General features: G+C 66.0%; 16 protein-coding genes. 11 read left to right on the forward strand and 5 right to left on the reverse strand.

All coding sequences use genetic code 11. The features are described from left to right. Positions 1-402: LysR substrate-binding domain-containing protein (locus G9C89_RS13940; RefSeq protein WP_256674190.1), on the forward strand; the 402-nt coding region annotated here is incomplete at its 5' end. A gap of 114 nt (positions 403-516) precedes the next feature. Here the strand turns inward: G9C89_RS13940 and G9C89_RS13945 are convergent. The 3 genes from G9C89_RS13945 to nifL all read right to left on the reverse strand — a co-directional run bounded on the left by G9C89_RS13945 (position 517) and on the right by nifL (position 4,444). Next, complete coding sequence (locus G9C89_RS13945; protein ID WP_172148960.1) at positions 517-1,194, reverse strand: thiopurine S-methyltransferase; 678 nt, start codon at positions 1,192-1,194, stop codon at positions 517-519. Between the two features lie 103 nt (positions 1,195-1,297). Then, the gene (nifA, locus tag G9C89_RS13950) at positions 1,298-2,863 is read right to left on the reverse strand and encodes a nif-specific transcriptional activator NifA (RefSeq protein WP_172148962.1); all 1,566 of its coding nucleotides are present in this window, start codon (positions 2,861-2,863) and stop codon (positions 1,298-1,300) included. 18 nt (positions 2,864-2,881) lie between these two features. Beyond that, a complete protein-coding gene (nifL, locus tag G9C89_RS13955) occupies positions 2,882-4,444 on the reverse strand; it encodes a nitrogen fixation negative regulator NifL (RefSeq protein ID WP_172148964.1) in 1,563 nt (520 codons plus the stop codon). 441 nt (positions 4,445-4,885) lie between these two features. On the opposite strand from nifL, the gene rsxA reads away from it, so the two are divergent. Genes rsxA through G9C89_RS13995 form a run of 8 tightly spaced genes read left to right on the forward strand, consistent with a single transcriptional unit; the run spans position 4,886 to position 11,106 of the window. Next, positions 4,886-5,458 carry an electron transport complex subunit RsxA gene (gene rsxA, locus G9C89_RS13960; RefSeq protein ID WP_172148966.1) on the forward strand — a complete coding sequence of 191 codons (573 nt, stop codon included), beginning with the start codon at positions 4,886-4,888 and terminating at the stop codon, positions 5,456-5,458. Positions 5,459-5,493: 35 nt separating this feature from the next. Continuing rightward, complete coding sequence (locus G9C89_RS13965) at positions 5,494-6,018, forward strand: RnfABCDGE type electron transport complex subunit B (protein ID WP_172148968.1); 525 nt, start codon at positions 5,494-5,496, stop codon at positions 6,016-6,018. Positions 6,019-6,038: 20 nt separating this feature from the next. Next, positions 6,039-7,571, forward strand: coding sequence for an electron transport complex subunit RsxC (gene rsxC, locus G9C89_RS13970; RefSeq protein WP_172148970.1), 1,533 nt, complete (start codon positions 6,039-6,041; stop codon positions 7,569-7,571). Further along, positions 7,568-8,668: an RnfABCDGE type electron transport complex subunit D gene (locus G9C89_RS13975; protein ID WP_172148972.1), complete on the forward strand. Its 1,101-nt coding sequence runs from the start codon at positions 7,568-7,570 to the stop codon at positions 8,666-8,668. The genes rsxC and G9C89_RS13975 overlap by 4 nt, the downstream gene beginning before the upstream one ends. Beyond that, positions 8,665-9,348 (forward strand): electron transport complex subunit RsxG, encoded by a 684-nt coding sequence (gene rsxG, locus G9C89_RS13980; RefSeq protein WP_172148975.1) that lies wholly within the window; start codon positions 8,665-8,667, stop codon positions 9,346-9,348. The genes G9C89_RS13975 and rsxG overlap by 4 nt, the downstream gene beginning before the upstream one ends. Beyond that, positions 9,345-10,061 (forward strand): electron transport complex subunit E, encoded by a 717-nt coding sequence (locus tag G9C89_RS13985; RefSeq protein WP_172148977.1) that lies wholly within the window; start codon positions 9,345-9,347, stop codon positions 10,059-10,061. The genes rsxG and G9C89_RS13985 overlap by 4 nt, the downstream gene beginning before the upstream one ends. A 31-nt stretch (positions 10,062-10,092) precedes the next feature. Continuing rightward, on the forward strand, positions 10,093-10,359 hold the full coding sequence (locus G9C89_RS13990; RefSeq protein WP_172148980.1) for an RnfH family protein: 267 nt from the start codon (positions 10,093-10,095) through the stop codon (positions 10,357-10,359). Between the two features lie 18 nt (positions 10,360-10,377). Then, positions 10,378-11,106, forward strand: coding sequence for a dinitrogenase iron-molybdenum cofactor biosynthesis protein (locus G9C89_RS13995; protein WP_172148982.1), 729 nt, complete (start codon positions 10,378-10,380; stop codon positions 11,104-11,106). 353 nt (positions 11,107-11,459) lie between these two features. Here G9C89_RS13995 and G9C89_RS14000 read toward each other — a convergent pair whose 3' ends face one another. Beyond that, a complete protein-coding gene (locus tag G9C89_RS14000) occupies positions 11,460-12,026 on the reverse strand; it encodes a hypothetical protein (RefSeq protein WP_172148984.1) in 567 nt (188 codons plus the stop codon). Positions 12,027-12,065: 39 nt separating this feature from the next. Then, on the reverse strand, positions 12,066-12,923 hold the full coding sequence (locus G9C89_RS14005) for an SIR2 family protein (protein WP_172148986.1): 858 nt from the start codon (positions 12,921-12,923) through the stop codon (positions 12,066-12,068). A 415-nt stretch (positions 12,924-13,338) separates the two neighbouring features. On the opposite strand from G9C89_RS14005, the gene nifH reads away from it, so the two are divergent. Both nifH and nifD read left to right on the forward strand, forming a co-directional pair. Further along, the gene (nifH, locus tag G9C89_RS14010; RefSeq protein WP_172148988.1) at positions 13,339-14,220 is read left to right on the forward strand and encodes a nitrogenase iron protein; all 882 of its coding nucleotides are present in this window, start codon (positions 13,339-13,341) and stop codon (positions 14,218-14,220) included. A 117-nt stretch (positions 14,221-14,337) separates the two neighbouring features. Further along, the gene (gene nifD / locus G9C89_RS14015; protein ID WP_172148990.1) at positions 14,338-15,819 is read left to right on the forward strand and encodes a nitrogenase molybdenum-iron protein alpha chain; all 1,482 of its coding nucleotides are present in this window, start codon (positions 14,338-14,340) and stop codon (positions 15,817-15,819) included. Positions 15,820-15,898: the final 79 nt, after the last annotated feature.

A 15,898-nucleotide genomic window follows, 5' to 3' on the forward strand; every position in this document is an offset into this window, starting at 1 on the left:
GCCGCACCCGCCTTGCTGCGGGACGCCAAGATCAGCACGCCTGAAGACCTCTCAGCGCTGCCTGCCCTGGGTGCCCTGGAGGCGGACCGCAGAATTCACCTGCGCTTGCAGCATGACAGTGGGCGCGTGCAGGAAGTCGTGCTGGAAGCGCGCCTGGCCATCGAGGACTTCAGCGTACGCAAGCACGCAGCCCTGGCCGGCTTGGGCTTTACCATGCTGCCCGCGCCCCTGTGCCTGGATGAACTGGCCGACGGCCGGCTGATCCGCCTGCTGCCTGACTGGGCGCTGCCCACCGGCAATCTGCAGGCGGTATACACCCACAGACGCGGCATGCTGCCAGCCGTGCGCGCCTGGATCGAACATATCAGTGAAGCCTTCAGCCGCTGGGATCAGCCGGTTTAGCGGAAAAGGCGACGGATCTATTTTCCAGGGCCTGAGCGGCCGCTCCTGGCCGGCTTTTGTCTGTTGCGACTGAGCCCAATGGGCCTTTGCCACCCGCCATCAGGCCCAGCACCGCTACCGCGTTTGCACCCTCCCAGCCAAGCGGTACACCTTGTACTCGGCGCGTTTCGGCGGCTGCTCGGGGGCCTGGGGATCGGCTTCGAACAGGCTTTCGACATGCGCTAGGTCGATGTCGAAATCCGCCGCGTAGAGGGCCTGGAGTTCCGGGTCCACGCCCAGGGCTTGTTGCAGGCTGGCGTGTTCTGCTGCGTCTTCGATGGTCAGCAGGAAGACGGGGCAGGTGGCGGGCAGGAGCAGGCGCAGCTGGGCCACGTAGCGCCTGCGGAGGTCTTCCGGCAGGGCGGTGAGGGCGGCGCGGTCGTAGACGCTGTCGATCTGCCCCAGGTCGGCCTGGGTCAGGGCGAAGTAGTCGCCGCAGAGGATGGTGAGGCACCCGTGTTGCCAGAGGGTGAAGCGGCCCTGCCGGCGCTTGACCGGCTGCAGGTGGTTCTCGCGGAAGAAGGCCTTGACCGCCAGCGGGCTCAATTCGACGCCAATCACCTCATGGCCCTGCTCGACCAGCCAGAGCATGTCCAGGCTCTTGCCGCACAGCGGCACGAATACCCGGCTGCCCGGGGCCAGGCCGAGGCTCGGCCAGAAGCGGCTGAGCAGCGGGTTGACCGCCTGCTGGTGGAAATCGGTTCTGCGTTCGCGCCAGAGCCGCAGCCAGAGCTGGTTATCGCGCCCGGTCACGGGGCCGTCGGGCGCGTTGGCGCGGGGTTGCCCGCAGGCTGGACAAGGCGCCAGCGGCTGGCTGGCGCAGGGGCAGGGGCAGGGCGACGCGGGGCGGCGCCCATCAGAGCTTGCGCATATGGATGTTCAGGGTTTGCACTCGGTAGGCGATCTGCCGCGGGGTCATGCCCAGCAGGCGCGCGGCCTTGGCCTGCACCCAACCGGCCTGTTCGAGGGCGGCGATCACCCGTTCGCGGTCGTCCATGGAGCTGTCGTCCAGGTCGACCTCCGGCAGCGGGGCCAGGCGTACGGCGTCGTTGTCCAGGCCGGTCAGCGAGACCACGTCGCGGGTGATGCTGCCGTCTTCGCTCATGATCGCCGAGCGTTCCAGGCAGTTCTCCAGCTCGCGCACGTTGCCCGGCCAGCGGTAGCTCATCAGCAGGCGGATGGCGCTGTCGGTGATGCTCAACTTGCGCCCCTGCTGACGGGCGATCTTGTCCAGGAGAAATTCGGTCAGGTCGGGGATGTCGGCGCTGCGTTCGCGCAACGCCGGCACGCGGATCGCCATGACGTTGAGGCGGTAGTAGAGATCCTCGCGGAACTGGCCTTTTTCCACTTCGCTTTCCAGGTCGCGATTGGTGGCGGCGACGATGCGCACGTTGACCCGTACCGTCTGGTTGCCGCCGACCCGCTCCAGCTCGCCTTCCTGCAGCACGCGCAGCAGCTTGGCCTGGAACATCGGCGAGATCTCGCCGATCTCGTCGAGGAACAGGGTGCCGCCATCGGCCTGCTCGAAGCGCCCCTTGCGCTGTTTCACCGCGCCGGTGAAGGCGCCTTTCTCGTGGCCGAACAGCTCCGACTCGAGCAGGGTCTCGGGCAGGGCGGCGCAGTTCAGGCGGATCAGCGGCTGGTGCGCGCGCGGCGAGTTGTAGTGGATGGCGCTGGCGATCAGTTCCTTGCCGGTGCCGGATTCGCCGAGGATCAGCACCGTGCTGTCCCACTTGGCCACTCGCCGTACTTGGTCGAACACCCGGCGCATGGACGCGGTGTGGCCGACCACCATGTTCTCGAAACCGTACTTGGCGCGTACCTCGCGGCGCAGTTCGTCGCGCTCGTTGGCCACCTCACGGCCGTCCTCGATGTTCACCACCAGGCGCACGGTCTGCGCCAGCAGGTTGGCGACTATCTCCATGAAGCGTGCGCGATCGGCCATCAGTTCGTCGGCGCGGCTGTCCGGTTGTGCGGCGAGCACGCCGATGGTGTTGCCTTCATGGGTCTTGATCGGCACGGCGATGAAGGGCATCTCCATGTCATACAGGCCCAGGCGGTCGAGAAAGCGCGGCTCCGACGAGATGCGCCCGAGCACCACGCTGTTGCCGTGCTTGAAGATGTTGCCGAGCACCCCCTCGCCGATGCGGTAGCGCACGCTTTCGCAGGCGCGGATCACCGCTTCCACGTCGCTGTGGATGGCGCCGACCTGCAGGCTGGCGTGCTCTGGATCGCCGATCGACACCAGGCCGTGCAACAGGCCGAGTTCGTTGTGCAGCACGGCGAGAATCTTGGCCAGGATCTCCTCGATCTGCTGTTCACGGCTCAAGATGCGGGCGATCCGCGCCAGGGCCTGGATCTGGCTGTTGTAGAGCTCCAGCCGGGTCGGTACGACTGGGCGCTGAGCGAGCGAAGTATTCATCGGCATGGCCTCTGCGGATCAGCCAGCGGCCGAGAATGGCAGTTCCACCACCATCCTGCAGCCCGGGTGGTAGCCGGTGTCGATATGCACCGTGCCGGCGTGTTCGGCGACTATCTCCTGGACCATGGCCAGGCCCATGCCGCGCGCGGCCTTGTGCGGCGGTTTGGTGCTGAAGAAGGGTTGGAAGACCTTCAGCGCCAGTTCGCCGGGAACCCCCGGGCCGCTGTCGCTGATCTCCATGCGCACCACCTGGCGGTTCTCCACCCGGGTGCTGATGAACAGTTCGCGCAGGCTGATCTGGCTGGTGCTCATGGCTTCGATGGCGTTGTCGATCAGATGCTTGATCATGTTGCGCAGGCGGCTTTCCGCGCCCATCACCCAGGGCAGGCGCAGTGCCGGCTGCCAGTCGATGACGATGCCCTGGGCCAACAGGCAGTCGGTGCGCAGGGTGATGACTTCACGGATCAACTGGTTGATGTTGACCGGCAGCTTGGCTTCGGCGAGGCGCACCGGGATCGAGCCGCCGAGGTTTTCCAGGGCTTCCATGCCGGCCGCGCTGGCCTCGCGCATGGCCGCCAGCACCGGGTCGTTCTCGGCCTTGTCGCCGAGGCGCCGTTCGAGCATGCGCGTTGCCGCGTTGATCAGATTGACCGGGCCCTGCAGGCGGTGGATGGCCCCGTTGAAGGTCTCGCGCATGCCGTCGAGCAGTTCCTCCTCGGCCATCAGCGCCTTGAGCGCATGCAGCTGCGAGTCCTGCTGCTTCTGCCGCAGCTCGGAGATGTCGTTGAGGGTCAGCAGCAGGTAGCGCTCTTCGCCGGGGGTGAAGAACACATCGGCGCGCTCGTCCTCGATGTGGATGGCCATGCCGTGGCAGGCCAGCCAGCGCGGCGAACGGCCGCCGAGGTCGAAGGAGATTTCCTTGCCGGAGAAGGTGGCGCCGTGGCTTACCAGCGCCTCGATGGGCGCGGCGAGGTTGTCGTGCAGCAGCGTCACCAGGCATTCCGCCGAGCCGTCGGCGGTCAGTTCCCCGGCCAGCTGGCAGAAGCTCGGGTTGGACATCACCACCCGGCGCTGGCAGTCCAGCACCACCATGGCGGCGGGGGATGAGTTGAACACCGCCTCGATCATCAGGCGCTGGTTGCTGACGCGCTGCTCCAGCTCGTGCAGGTCGCTGGTGTCGCGGTGCATGCCCAGGTAGTAGATGGTCTGGCCGTGCTCGTCGAGCACCGGCGCCACGGTCAGCTCGGCCAGATACAGGCTGCTGTCCCGGCGCCGGTTGACCAGCACCCCGGACCAGGGCTTCTTCTGCGCCAGGCGGCTCCACAGGGCCTGATACACCAGGCGCGGGGTGGTGCCGTTGGACAGCATGGACTCGTTCTGGCCGATCACCTGCGCGCTGCTATAGCCGGTGGTGCTGCTGAAGGCGCGGTTGGCGTAAAGAATATTGGCCTTGAGGTCGGTGATGGAAATGGCCATGGGCGCATGTTCCACCGCTTGCTGAAACACCTCCGGGACCAGCCCTGCATCGCTGTCGGGCGCGGTTGACATCTCAGTGTCGGGAATCGGTTTGCCCTGGGTCATGCGCCTTGCCTCGTCAATCGGTGGAATCCAGCGAACGCGAACACAGCTGCCGCACGGCGTACTGCATAAAAGACGTACTGGCCATGGGGTTTTAGCAAGCACTGTGCCGCCGGCAGAAACCGCCAAAACGCCTGGGCAAACCCAGCAAAAAGCGTTTTTAGAGAAGTTTTGCCGGCCTGCCAGGGGATTCTCTGTATGAAACCGTACAGTCGCGGGGTTATGGCTGGGCCGATCTGTCGCAAAGGCTACAAACGCCTGGAGTGACAGCGGCGGCGCGGTGGATTTTTCTGCAGCTCCATTGACCTGGGTCAAGCTTTTCCGGCCCTGGCGGCCGAATCGGTGGCCTGCCGGGGCGTGGCATGCTTGATGCAAAAACGCTCACAGCACAAAGCGCCCCAGAGGGGTGCAGCGCAGCTTTCCGCGAACAGGTAGGTGGGCGTTATGGATTATCTGTTGTTTCTGATCGGCACCGTGTTGGTCAACAACGTGGTGCTGGTGCACTTCCTCGGCTTGTGTCCGTTCATGGGGGTGTCCGGCAAGCTCGACCCGTCGCTGGGCATGGGTGCGGCCACCACCCTGGTGATGACCCTCGGCGGCCTCTCCAGCTGGTTGCTCGAACACTATGTGTTGCAGCCGCTGGGCATCGGCTTCCTGCGCATCCTCGCCTACATCCTGGTGATCGCCGCCCTGGTGCAGTTCATCGAGCTGCTGATCCGCAAGAGCAGCCCGAAGCTGTACCGCGCGCTGGGCATCTACCTGCCGTTGATCACCACCAATTGCGCCGTGCTCGGCGTGCCACTGATCAGCGTGCGCGAGGGCCACAGCCTGACCCAGGCCGGGCTGTTCGGCTTCGGTGCGGCGCTCGGTTTCACGTTGATCATGGTCATCTTCGCCGGCCTGCGCGAACGCCTGAGCCTGGCGAGCGTACCGGCGGCCTTTGCCGGCCCACCGATCGCCTTCGTCACCGCCGGCCTGCTGGCGATGACCTTCATGGGCTTCGGCGGATTGATCTGAGAGATGACCGGCTAGCGGCCGGCGAGGAGGGCGACATGCTGGTGGCAACGCTTGCACTGGCGGCGATGGGGCTGATCCTGGGCGCTGGCCTGGGACTGGCGGCGCGGCTGTTCGCCGTCGGCGACGACAACCCGCTGCTGAAGGAGATCGAACAGCTGCTGCCGGGCAGCCAGTGCGGGCAGTGCGGCTACCCCGGCTGCGGTCCGGCCGCCAGCGCCTTGCTCGAGGGCCGGGCGGCGGTCACCTGTTGTCCGCCCGGTGGCGTGGCCCTGGCCGAGAAGCTCGCCGAACTGCTCGGCGTGGCGCTGGACGCGGGGCAGATGAGCGCGCCGCTGCTGGCGCGCATCGACGCTGCGCAATGCACCGGCTGTACCCGTTGCTACCGGGCCTGCCCGACCGACGCCATCGTCGGTGCCAACGGCCAGATCCACAGCGTGCTGGCGAACGCCTGCACCGGCTGCGGCAAGTGCCTGGCGGCCTGCCCGGAGGACTGCATCGGCATGGCTGCGCAGCAGCCGACCCTGGACCACTGGCGCTGGGCCAAGCCCCAGGCCGCCTGACCCGACCACGGAGCATTCGCATGTTCAATCTCGCCCGCATCCGCGGTGGCATCCACCCGGCAGGCCACAAGGACCGCTCGGCCGCGCTGCCGATCGGCACCCTGGCGCTGCCGCCGCGCCTCTACCTGCCGCTGCTTCAGCATGCCGGGGCGGAAAACCTGCCGCTGGTCAAGGTCGGCGACCGGGTGCTCAAGGGCCAGCTGCTGGCCAGCTCGCCCTCGGAACTGTCGGCGCCATTGCATGCACCCAGCTCCGGGCGAATCGTCGAAGTCGGGCCGATTCCCGCGCCGCACCCGTCCGGGTTGCAGGTCAACGGCCTGGTCATCGAGTGCGACGGCGAGGAGCGCTGGATCGACCTGGACGTCCCGGCCGATCCCTTCGCGGTAGCCCCGCTGATTCTGGCCGAGAGGGTGGCCCAGGCCGGCATCGTCGGCCTCGGCGGGGCGATCTTCCCGGCGGCGGTGAAGCTCAAGCAGGGCACCCGTCACGAGATCAAGACGGTGCTGGTCAACGGCAGCGAGTGCGAGCCCTACCTGAGCACCGATGACCGCCTGATGCGCGAGCGCGCCGAGGCGATCGTCGACGGTGCCCGCTTGATCCAGCACATCCTGCGCGCCTACAGCATCGTCATCGCCATCGAGGACAACAAGCCGGAGGCCCTGGCCGCCATGCGCGCCGCCAGCGAACCCTTCGGCGCCATCGAGGTGGTGGCGGTGCCGGCGCGCTATCCGATGGGCTCGGCCAAGCAGCTGATCCAGGAGATCACCGGCCGCGAGGTGCCCGCCGGCGGACGCAGCACGGCGGTCGGCGTGCTGGTGCACAACGTCGGCACGGTGTACGCCATCCAGCAGGCGCTGCGCCATGGCCGGCCGCTGATCTCGCGGGTGGTGACCGTGGCCGGCAGCTGCGTGACCAGCCCGCGCAACCTGGAGACGCTGATCGGCACCCCGGCGCAGGCGCTGTTCGATGCCTGCGGCGGCCTGGCCCGCGAACCCCGGCAGTTGATGCTCGGCGGACCGATGATGGGGGTGCAGCTGCCGTCCGCCGGGGTGCCGCTGATCAAGGGCGCCACCGGTCTGCTGGCGCTGGCCGCGCACGAGCTGCCGCAGCGCGAGGCGGCGCCCTGCATCCGCTGTGCGCGCTGCGTGGATGCCTGCCCGATGGGCCTGACCCCGCTGCAGATGGCGGCCCACGCGCGGGTCGACGACTTCGACGGGGCCAGCGACTACGGCCTGAGCGACTGTATCCTGTGTGGCTGCTGCGCCTATGTCTGCCCCTCGCACATTCCCCTGGTGCAGTACTTCCAGTACGCCATGGGCCAGCAGGACGAGCGGCGCAACGCGGCGCGCAAGAACGACTACATCAAGCAGCTCAGCGAGGCCCGCACCGCCCGCCTGGCGGCGGAGGAGGCCGCGCGCAAGGCAGCCAAGGCGGCCAAGGCGCAGCAGCGCAAGCCGGCCAGGCCGGTCGGCGAAGCGTCCGGCGCCGCGCCGATCCCCGAGTCCATCCCCGAGCCCGTCGCCGAGCGAATTAGCGAGAGTGTGCAACCATGACCCCTGATCAGCCGGCCTGCGGGCCGTTCGCCCACGACCGCTCCACGGTCAACCGCCTCATGCTGCACGTCTGCCTGGCGCTGCTGCCGGCCAGCCTGTTCGGCCTCTATCTGTTCGGCTGGCCGGCGATCAACCTGTGGCTGCTCACCTGCGCTGCGGCATTGCTCAGCGAAGCGGTCTGCCTGCACCTGCTCGGCCAGCCGCTGCGCCGTCTGCTGGACGGCTCGGCGCTGCTGACCGGCTGGCTGCTGGCGTTGTCGTTGCCGCCCTGGGCGCCCTGGTGGGTCGGCGTCGGCGGCAGTGTGTTCGCCATCGGCATCGGCAAGCAGCTGTACGGCGGCATCGGCCAGAACCTGTTCAACCCGGCGATGCTGGCGCGGGTGGCGCTGCTGATCGCCTTCCCGCTGCAGATGACCAGCTGGGCGCTGCCGCATCCGCTGGGGGCGGCCGGGACGCCGGACTTCCTCGACGGGCTGCGCATCACCTTCGCCGGCGCCGCGCCCCTCGACGGCATGAGTGGCGCCACCGCGCTGGGCAACCTGAAGACCCAGCTGACCCTGCAACGCAGTGCCAGCGACATCCTCGCCAGCGACTTCCGCCTGTTGCCAAGCCTGCTCGGCTACAGCGGCGGCAGCCTGGGCGAGACCTCTACGCTGCTGCTCCTGCTCGGCGGCCTGTGGCTGTTGGCGCTGCGTATCGTCCACTGGGAGATCCCGCTGGCCATGCTGCTGGCGGTGCTGCTGCCGGCCGCGCTGGCCCAGCAGATCGACCCGCTGCGCTATCCCGGCGCGCTCTACCACCTGAGTTCCGGCGGCCTGCTGCTGGGCGCGCTGTTCATCGCCACCGATCCGGTCACCTCGCCGGTCAGCCGGGTCGGACGGCTGATCTTCGGCGGCGGTTGCGGCCTGCTGGTCTACCTGATCCGCACCTGGGGCAACTTCCCCGAGGCGGTGGCCTTCGCCGTGCTGTTCATGAATGCGCTGAGCCCGCTGATCGACCGCACCTGCCGCCCGCGCGCCTATGGCCGCAACCCGCGCGGCAAACCGCTGGTCGCCGCCAGTTGGACCCGGCGGGCGAAGGAGGTGGACAAGGTATGAACAGCGAACAGACCGATCTGCCGGTGCCCCCCGAACGCGAGGCGGAGGCTTCGCGCCTTGCCCGCTGGCGCTCGCGGGTGGCATACCAGGGGCTGTCGCTGGGCCTGGTATGCGCCCTGGTGGCCTTGGCGCTGCTGCTCGGCGACCACTTCACCCGTGACGCCATCGCCAGTCGCCAGCAGGAGGACCAACTGGCCACGCTGCGCCAGGTGTTGCCGGCGCGGCTCTACGACAACGACCCGCTGGCCGAGGCCTTCCGCCTGCAGGATGCCGAACTGGGCGAGGTCGAGGTCTATCCGGCGCGGCGTGGCGGCGAGCTGGTGGCCGTGGCGCTGCGGGTCGGCACGCTTGGCTATGGCGGGCCGATCGTCCAGCTCATCGCGCTGGACAACCAGGGGCGGATCCTCGGCGTGCGCGTGCTCAGCCACAAGGAGACTCCCGGCCTGGCCGACAAGATCGAAGCGGCCAAGAGCGACTGGATCACGCGTTTCGCCGGCCTGTCGCTGGGCAATCCGCCGCTCGCGGGCTGGGCGGTGCAGAAGGACGGCGGCCAGTTCGACCAGTTCGCCGGCGCCACCATCACCCCGCGCGCGGTGGTCAAGGGCATTCTCCGGGCGCTGCAGCTGCACGCCCGCCACGCCGGCAAGCTGGCCGGACAACCTGAGGAGGTGCAGCCATGAGCCACTGTGGCGGAGCGCAGATCGTCGTGCGCCAGGGCAAGCGGCCCTGGCAATACTTCACCGATGCCCTGTGGGACTACAACGTCGCCCTGGTGCAGATGCTCGCCCTGTGCCCGGCGCTGGCGGTCACCACCAGCGCCACCAACGGCCTGGGCATGGGCCTGGCCACCACCCTGGTGCTGATCATCAGCAACGCGATCATCTCGTCGTTGCGCCATGTCATCTCGCCGGAGGTCCGCAACCCGTTGATGATCGGCATCATCGCCGGCGTGGTGACGCTGATCGACATGGCGATGAACGCCTGGACGCACGAGCTGTACCAAGTGCTCGGCCTGTTCATCGCGCTGATCGTCACCAACTGCGCGGTGCTCGGCCGCGCTGAGGCGTTCTGCCTGAAGCACCCGGTGCTGCCCTCGATACTCGATGGTGCCGGTAGCGGCATCGGCTTCACCTGGGTGCTGGTGCTGATCGGCGGCATCCGCGAAATCCTCGGCAGCGGCACCCTGTTCGCCCAGGCCTCGTCGCTGCTCGGGGTGCATTTCCAGTGGCTGGAGCTCACCGTGCTGCCGGGCTTTCAGGGCATTCTCCTGGCCATCCTGCCGCCCGGCGCCTTCATCGCCCTGGGCTTTCTGTTGGCCGGCAAACGGGTGCTCGACCGGCGCCGCGCCGAGCGGCGGATCAAGACCCATGGCGAGCTGGTGGTGCTGCCGTGAAGCCATCGAGGAGTAAGACAGGAGGGCATTTATGAGAATCGCCGTGGTGTATGTCGCGCCCACCCAGCCGCTGTTGCTCAACTGCCAGGTCGCCGATGGCAGCACGGTGGCGCAGGCCATAGAACAATCCGGCCTGTTGCGCTGTTGCCCCGAGATCGACCTGCGCACGCAGAAGGTCGGCGTGTTCGGCAAGTTCGTGAAGCTCGACAGTCCGTTGCAGGAAGGTGACCGCGTGGAGATCTATCAACGCATCACGCGGGTGCTCGATGAAGACGAGGACGATGATGAAGACGACTAGGTAGCCGAGGAGGCCCCGATGAATAGCCCCGTGAACATGAACCGTGAAACCGCATTACGCATTGCCCTGGCCGCCCGGGCCATGCCCGGCATCGGTGTCGGCCAACTGCTGGAGATCCTGCATCAGCGGATCGACGGCGAGCTGACCGAGGAAAGCCTGCAGACCGTGACCGTCACCGATCTGAAAACCGGCTTCGCCAGCGCCGACGGCGAGGAGGACGGCGAGGACATCGGCATCGGCCTGCCGGCCATGAAGGACGCCGTGCGCATCCTCTGGGGCGAGCACGTCACCGAAGCCCTGCCGCAACCGGTCGCCCTGGACAGCCTGGCGGAAGGCTCGATCCGCGTGGCCATCGCCTCCAACAATGGCGAGCGCCTGGACGGCCACTTCGGTTCCTGCCTGCGCTTCCTGATCTATCAGGTCAGCCCCACTGGCAAGGCCCTGGTCGCCATCCGCTCGGCCCTCGAAGCGGACTTCGCCGAGGACAAGAACGCCTACCGCGCCGAGCTGATCGCGGATTGCCAGGTGCTCTATGTAGTCTCCATCGGCGGCCCGGCGGCGGCCAAGGTGGTCAAGACCGGCATCTACCCGATGAAGAAGATCGACGGCGGCCATGCCGACGAGATCCTCGCCGAACTGCAGCAGGTGATGGCCAGCGCACCGCCGCCCTGGCTGGCCAAGCTGCTGGGCATCGCCGCCGAACAGCGGGTGCGCTTCGCCCTCTCGGACGACGCGGCCTGCGCATGAGGGAAGCGCGTCGAACGCGCCGAAACGCATAAATTGTAGGGGCGGGGGGGACGCCTAGTTGCATGCCCGCGATCTCTGGACTGACGAGGAGTTTCGCGGGCATGGCCCGCTCCTACGGGATTGGGCGTTTCCACGCTTTTGTAGGATGGTGTTGAGCGCAGCGATACCCATCGATAGCGCTTCGCGACGTCGCCGCCGATTCCGGCAAGGCAACATGCCCGCGATCTTTGGGCTGACGACGCATTTCGCGGGCATGCAACTAGGCGTCCCCGCCGCTCCTACGGCCTGCCAAAAAGAAACTCCCCCAGGAGCACAAGGGGGAGTGGCTTATCGGCCGAAAAGGGACATCCGGGTCAGACCGGGCCGCGGGCCTCGCGGCGCGGGGCGATGGTGAAGCCGAGGGCTTCGGTGTAGCCGAGGCTGGCGAGTGTCGGCTGGTAGTCGGCCAGGGCCTGATAGAGGGTGATGACCTTGTCTTCGGCGCTCTGGCCCTTGAAGTCGTCCTTGTCCAGGCGCAGGTCGGCCATCAGGGTGTTCCATACGGCGCCGCCATCGGGGTGTGGCAGGAGGATCATGCTCAGCCCGTCGAGTTCGCAGCGCAGGGCCTTGCCGAGGTTCTCCACGTAGAACAGCACCTTCGCATCTGCGGCCAGGTCGCCGCGGTAGCCTTCGATAAACAGCGGCAGCAGAGCCAGGTCGATCAGCGCGCCGGCGACCATGCTCAGTTTGTCGTGGTTTGCCAGCAGCACGGCCTGCTTGATCACCGCCTTGGGTGGCATGCGCCGTCCGGACGCATCGGCGATGTCGCCTTCCTCCAGCACCAGGTCGCCACGGAAGGCATGGATGCCGGCCTGGCTGGTCGGGCCTTTGAAACTCAGGTTGCACAGCAGATTGCGGGTTTCATAGGTGTTCAGCAGCATGGTTGGGTTCTCCCTGTTGTTGATGGTGTGTGAAGTGGTTCAGGCCACCCGGGTGGCGTCGGGCGCGGCGAGGGCGAACAACTCGCTGCAGTCGGCTTCGATCAGTTGCAGGCGTTTGCGCTGACAGACCTTGCGCTCCTTCGCGCTGGGCTCGGCAATCAGGGCCCAGCCGGCAGGGTCGGCGGCGTCGTGGATCAGGTCGCTCATCAGCATGCGTTCGGTGTCGCGGTTGAAGTGCATGCCGAGGAACAGGTAGCTGTTGCCGCGACGTTGCTGCTTGATCCAGGCCGGCACGGCGAAGCCGCCCATCAGCTCGGTGATGTAGTCGACGAAGTCGGCATCGCTGGCGACGAAGCTGGGTTTGGGCAGCGGCGTGCCGAGCGGCTTGAACAGCACCGGCAGTTGCGGATCGACCTCGGCCTGCTCGATGCGCCGAGACTGGCCGCCCTCGCAGCGATACAGATCGAAGCGGTAGTGGCTGCCAGTGAGACGCGCGGCGCCGACGATCAGGGTGTAGGCGCGGTCGGCGTAGCAGCGCTGCAACTGGGTGTCGCGGTTGCAGTCGATCACGTAGGGCAGGCGCAGGTCGGCCAGCCACTGGTGGAAGGGCGAGGGCGTCCAGTTGTCGCCGCCGTAGGTCTGGGTGAGGAAGCGCTCGATGAAGCTGCGGCCCTTCTTGTTCTCCAGGTGCATGGCGGCGCGCGGGAATTCGTACATCAGCCGCGGCGCCATCGGCTGGCCGCCGGTCATGGCCAGGATCAGGCTGTCGCTGTCGGCCGGGATCGGCTGACCTGAGTGGCGATCGACCACGCCGCGCAGGACCTCGGGGCCCAGGTAGGGCACGATTTCGCCGGCGGCGAGGCGGGCGAGGATCTCCTTGAGCAAGCTGTTATTCACGGGGCTCTCCTGCTGAAAAAACGTGAGTTCGCAGGAGCCTTTCGCAATATCCACGCCACCCCCTGGCGGCGCGTTAAGGCATTGATATACCGGGTATTGATCGAAAACGCAGGGGCAGAGGGGCGGGCGTGTTCACGACAAAATGTCGTATTTGCCACAGTATCAATGTGTTGGGAGAAGTGGCCTGGACTTCGCCTGGAAGTTTGTTGGGTTGTCGCCATTGCAACAGACAGAGTTGGCCATTTGTTATCTATCAAACGGCCTTGTTGTTGCTCTGTATAACAAATAATTGCTTTAAAAACAGTTGCTTGGGATTCGTTTGAAACGCTGGCACAAACACTGCACTTGTCCTGTTGCGCAGGCTTGTTCGTGCCTATAGCCCACTTCATGTGGAAACGAAACTGAGGAATTGATTATGGCAATGCGTCAATGCGCTATCTACGGCAAGGGTGGGATTGGCAAATCCACGACCACCCAGAACCTCGTAGCGGCCCTGGCCGAAATGGGCAAAAAAGTGATGATCGTCGGCTGCGACCCGAAAGCCGACTCCACTCGCCTGATTCTGCACTCCAAGGCCCAGAACACCATCATGGAAATGGCGGCCGAGGCCGGCACCGTGGAAGACCTCGAGCTGGAAGATGTGCTCAAGGCCGGCTACGGCGGCATCAAGTGCGTCGAGTCCGGTGGCCCTGAGCCAGGCGTTGGCTGTGCCGGTCGTGGCGTGATCACCGCGATCAACTTCCTCGAGGAGGAAGGCGCCTATGACGACGAACTGGACTTCGTCTTCTACGACGTACTCGGTGACGTGGTCTGTGGCGGCTTCGCCATGCCCATCCGCGAGAACAAGGCCCAGGAAATCTACATCGTCTGCTCCGGCGAGATGATGGCCATGTATGCGGCCAACAACATCTCCAAGGGCATCGTGAAGTACGCCAACTCCGGCAGCGTGCGTCTGGCCGGCTTGATCTGCAACAGTCGCGAAACCGACCGTGAAGACGAGCTGATCATGGCCCTGGCCGACAAGCTGGGCACCCAGATGATCCACTTCGTGCCGCGTGACAACGTGGTGCAGCGCGCCGAAATCCGCCGCATGACCGTGATCGAGTACGACCCGAACGCCAAGCAGGCCGACGAGTACCGCGCGCTGGCTCGCAAGATCTACGAGAACAAGAAGATGGTGATTCCGACCCCGATCACCATGGACGAGCTCGAGGCCCTGTTGATGGAGTTCGGCATCATGGATGAAGAGGACACGAGCATCGTCGGCAAGACCGCCGCCGAAGAAGCCGTGGCCTGATCGCATCGTTTCAGTAGGACGGGGCAGGGCAGATTGGCCCTGCCGGAGCCTCGCACTGCACGCTGTGCGGTGCGAGGCATCCGTGACCCGCATATGAACGCAAGAGGAGGTCATCCCATGACCGGTATGTCACGCGAAGAGGTGGAATCCCTCATCCAGGAAGTCCTGGAAGTTTATCCCGAGAAAGCCCGCAAAGAGCGGGCCAAGCACCTTTCTCCGAATGATCCGAGCCTGGAGCAGTCGAAGAAGTGCATCACCTCCAACAAGAAGTCCCAGCCGGGACTGATGACCATCCGTGGCTGCGCGTACGCCGGCTCCAAGGGTGTGGTCTGGGGGCCGATCAAGGACATGATCCATATCTCCCATGGGCCGGTGGGCTGCGGTCAGTACTCGCGGGCCGGCCGGCGCAACTACTACATCGGCACCACCGGGGTGAACGCCTTCGTCACCATGAACTTCACCTCGGATTTCCAGGAGAAGGACATCGTCTTCGGCGGTGACAAGAAGCTGGCCAAGCTGATCGACGAGATCGAGACCCTGTTCCCGCTGAACAAGGGCATCTCGATCCAGTCCGAGTGCCCGATCGGCCTGATCGGCGACGACATCGAGGCGGTCGCCAAGAAGAAGGCCGCCGAGCACGAGACCACCGTGGTGCCGGTGCGCTGCGAAGGCTTCCGCGGGGTGTCGCAGTCCCTCGGTCACCACATCGCCAACGACGCCATCCGCGACTGGGTGCTGGACAAGCGCGACGACGACAGCAGCTTCGCCTCCACTCCCTATGACGTGTCGATCATCGGCGACTACAACATCGGCGGCGACGCCTGGTCCTCGCGCATTCTGCTCGAGGAGATGGGCCTGCGCATCGTCGCGCAATGGTCCGGCGACGGCACCCTGTCCGAGATCGAACTGACGCCCAAGGTCAAGCTCAACCTGGTGCACTGCTATCGCTCGATGAACTACATCTCCCGGCACATGGAAGAGAAGTACGGCATCCCATGGATGGAGTACAACTTCTTCGGCCCGACCAAGACCGCCGAGTCGCTGCGCGCCATCGCCGCGCATTTCGACGACAGCATCAAGGCCAAGTGCGAAGCGGTGATCGCCAAGTACCAGACGGAATGGCAGGCGGTGATCGCCAAGTTCCGCCCGCGCCTGGAAGGCAAGCGCGTCATGCTCTACGTCGGCGGCCTGCGTCCGCGCCACGTGATCGGCGCCTACGAAGACCTGGGCATGGAAGTGGTCGGTACCGGCTACGAGTTCGGTCACAACGACGACTACGACCGCACGCTCAAGGAAATGGGCAGCGCCACGCTGCTGTATGACGACGTCACCGGCTACGAGTTCGAAGAGTTCGTGAAGAAGGTCAAGCCCGACCTGATCGGTTCCGGGATCAAGGAAAAGTACATCTTCCAGAAGATGGGTGTGCCGTTCCGGCAGATGCACTCCTGGGACTATTCCGGCCCGTACCACGGCTTCGACGGCTTCGCCATCTTCGCCCGTGACATGGACATGACCCTGAACAACCCGTGCTGGAAAAAGCTCCAGGCACCCTGGCAGAAGAGCGCCGAGGCCGACCTCAAAGTCGCCGCCAGCGCCTGACGTCCAGCAGTCGTACGTAACGTCCTGCGGCGGCCAGCCTGGCTGGTCGTCGCCGACATCCGTTATCGCCGTTCACAGA

Origin of the sequence: Pseudomonas tumuqii (assembly GCF_013184545.1) — a bacterium.
Classification (GTDB): Bacteria; Pseudomonadota; Gammaproteobacteria; order Pseudomonadales; family Pseudomonadaceae; genus Aquipseudomonas; species Aquipseudomonas tumuqii.

What these genes read in the sequence shown, in the direction of transcription:
- nifA (WP_172148962.1), bottom strand. Translation starts at nt 2,863, where the DNA reads ATGAATACTTCGCTCGCTCAGCGCCCAGTCGTACCGACCCGGCTGGAG.
- nifL (WP_172148964.1), bottom strand. Translation starts at nt 4,444, where the DNA reads ATGACCCAGGGCAAACCGATTCCCGACACTGAGATGTCAACCGCGCCC.
- rsxA (WP_172148966.1), top strand. Translation starts at nt 4,886, where the DNA reads ATGGATTATCTGTTGTTTCTGATCGGCACCGTGTTGGTCAACAACGTG.
- G9C89_RS13965 (WP_172148968.1), top strand. Translation starts at nt 5,494, where the DNA reads ATGCTGGTGGCAACGCTTGCACTGGCGGCGATGGGGCTGATCCTGGGC.
- rsxC (WP_172148970.1), top strand. Translation starts at nt 6,039, where the DNA reads ATGTTCAATCTCGCCCGCATCCGCGGTGGCATCCACCCGGCAGGCCAC.
- G9C89_RS13975 (WP_172148972.1), top strand. Translation starts at nt 7,568, where the DNA reads ATGACCCCTGATCAGCCGGCCTGCGGGCCGTTCGCCCACGACCGCTCC.
- rsxG (WP_172148975.1), top strand. Translation starts at nt 8,665, where the DNA reads ATGAACAGCGAACAGACCGATCTGCCGGTGCCCCCCGAACGCGAGGCG.
- G9C89_RS13985 (WP_172148977.1), top strand. Translation starts at nt 9,345, where the DNA reads ATGAGCCACTGTGGCGGAGCGCAGATCGTCGTGCGCCAGGGCAAGCGG.
- G9C89_RS13990 (WP_172148980.1), top strand. Translation starts at nt 10,093, where the DNA reads ATGAGAATCGCCGTGGTGTATGTCGCGCCCACCCAGCCGCTGTTGCTC.
- G9C89_RS13995 (WP_172148982.1), top strand. Translation starts at nt 10,378, where the DNA reads ATGAATAGCCCCGTGAACATGAACCGTGAAACCGCATTACGCATTGCC.
- G9C89_RS14000 (WP_172148984.1), bottom strand. Translation starts at nt 12,026, where the DNA reads ATGCTGCTGAACACCTATGAAACCCGCAATCTGCTGTGCAACCTGAGT.
- nifH (WP_172148988.1), top strand. Translation starts at nt 13,339, where the DNA reads ATGGCAATGCGTCAATGCGCTATCTACGGCAAGGGTGGGATTGGCAAA.
- nifD (WP_172148990.1), top strand. Translation starts at nt 14,338, where the DNA reads ATGACCGGTATGTCACGCGAAGAGGTGGAATCCCTCATCCAGGAAGTC.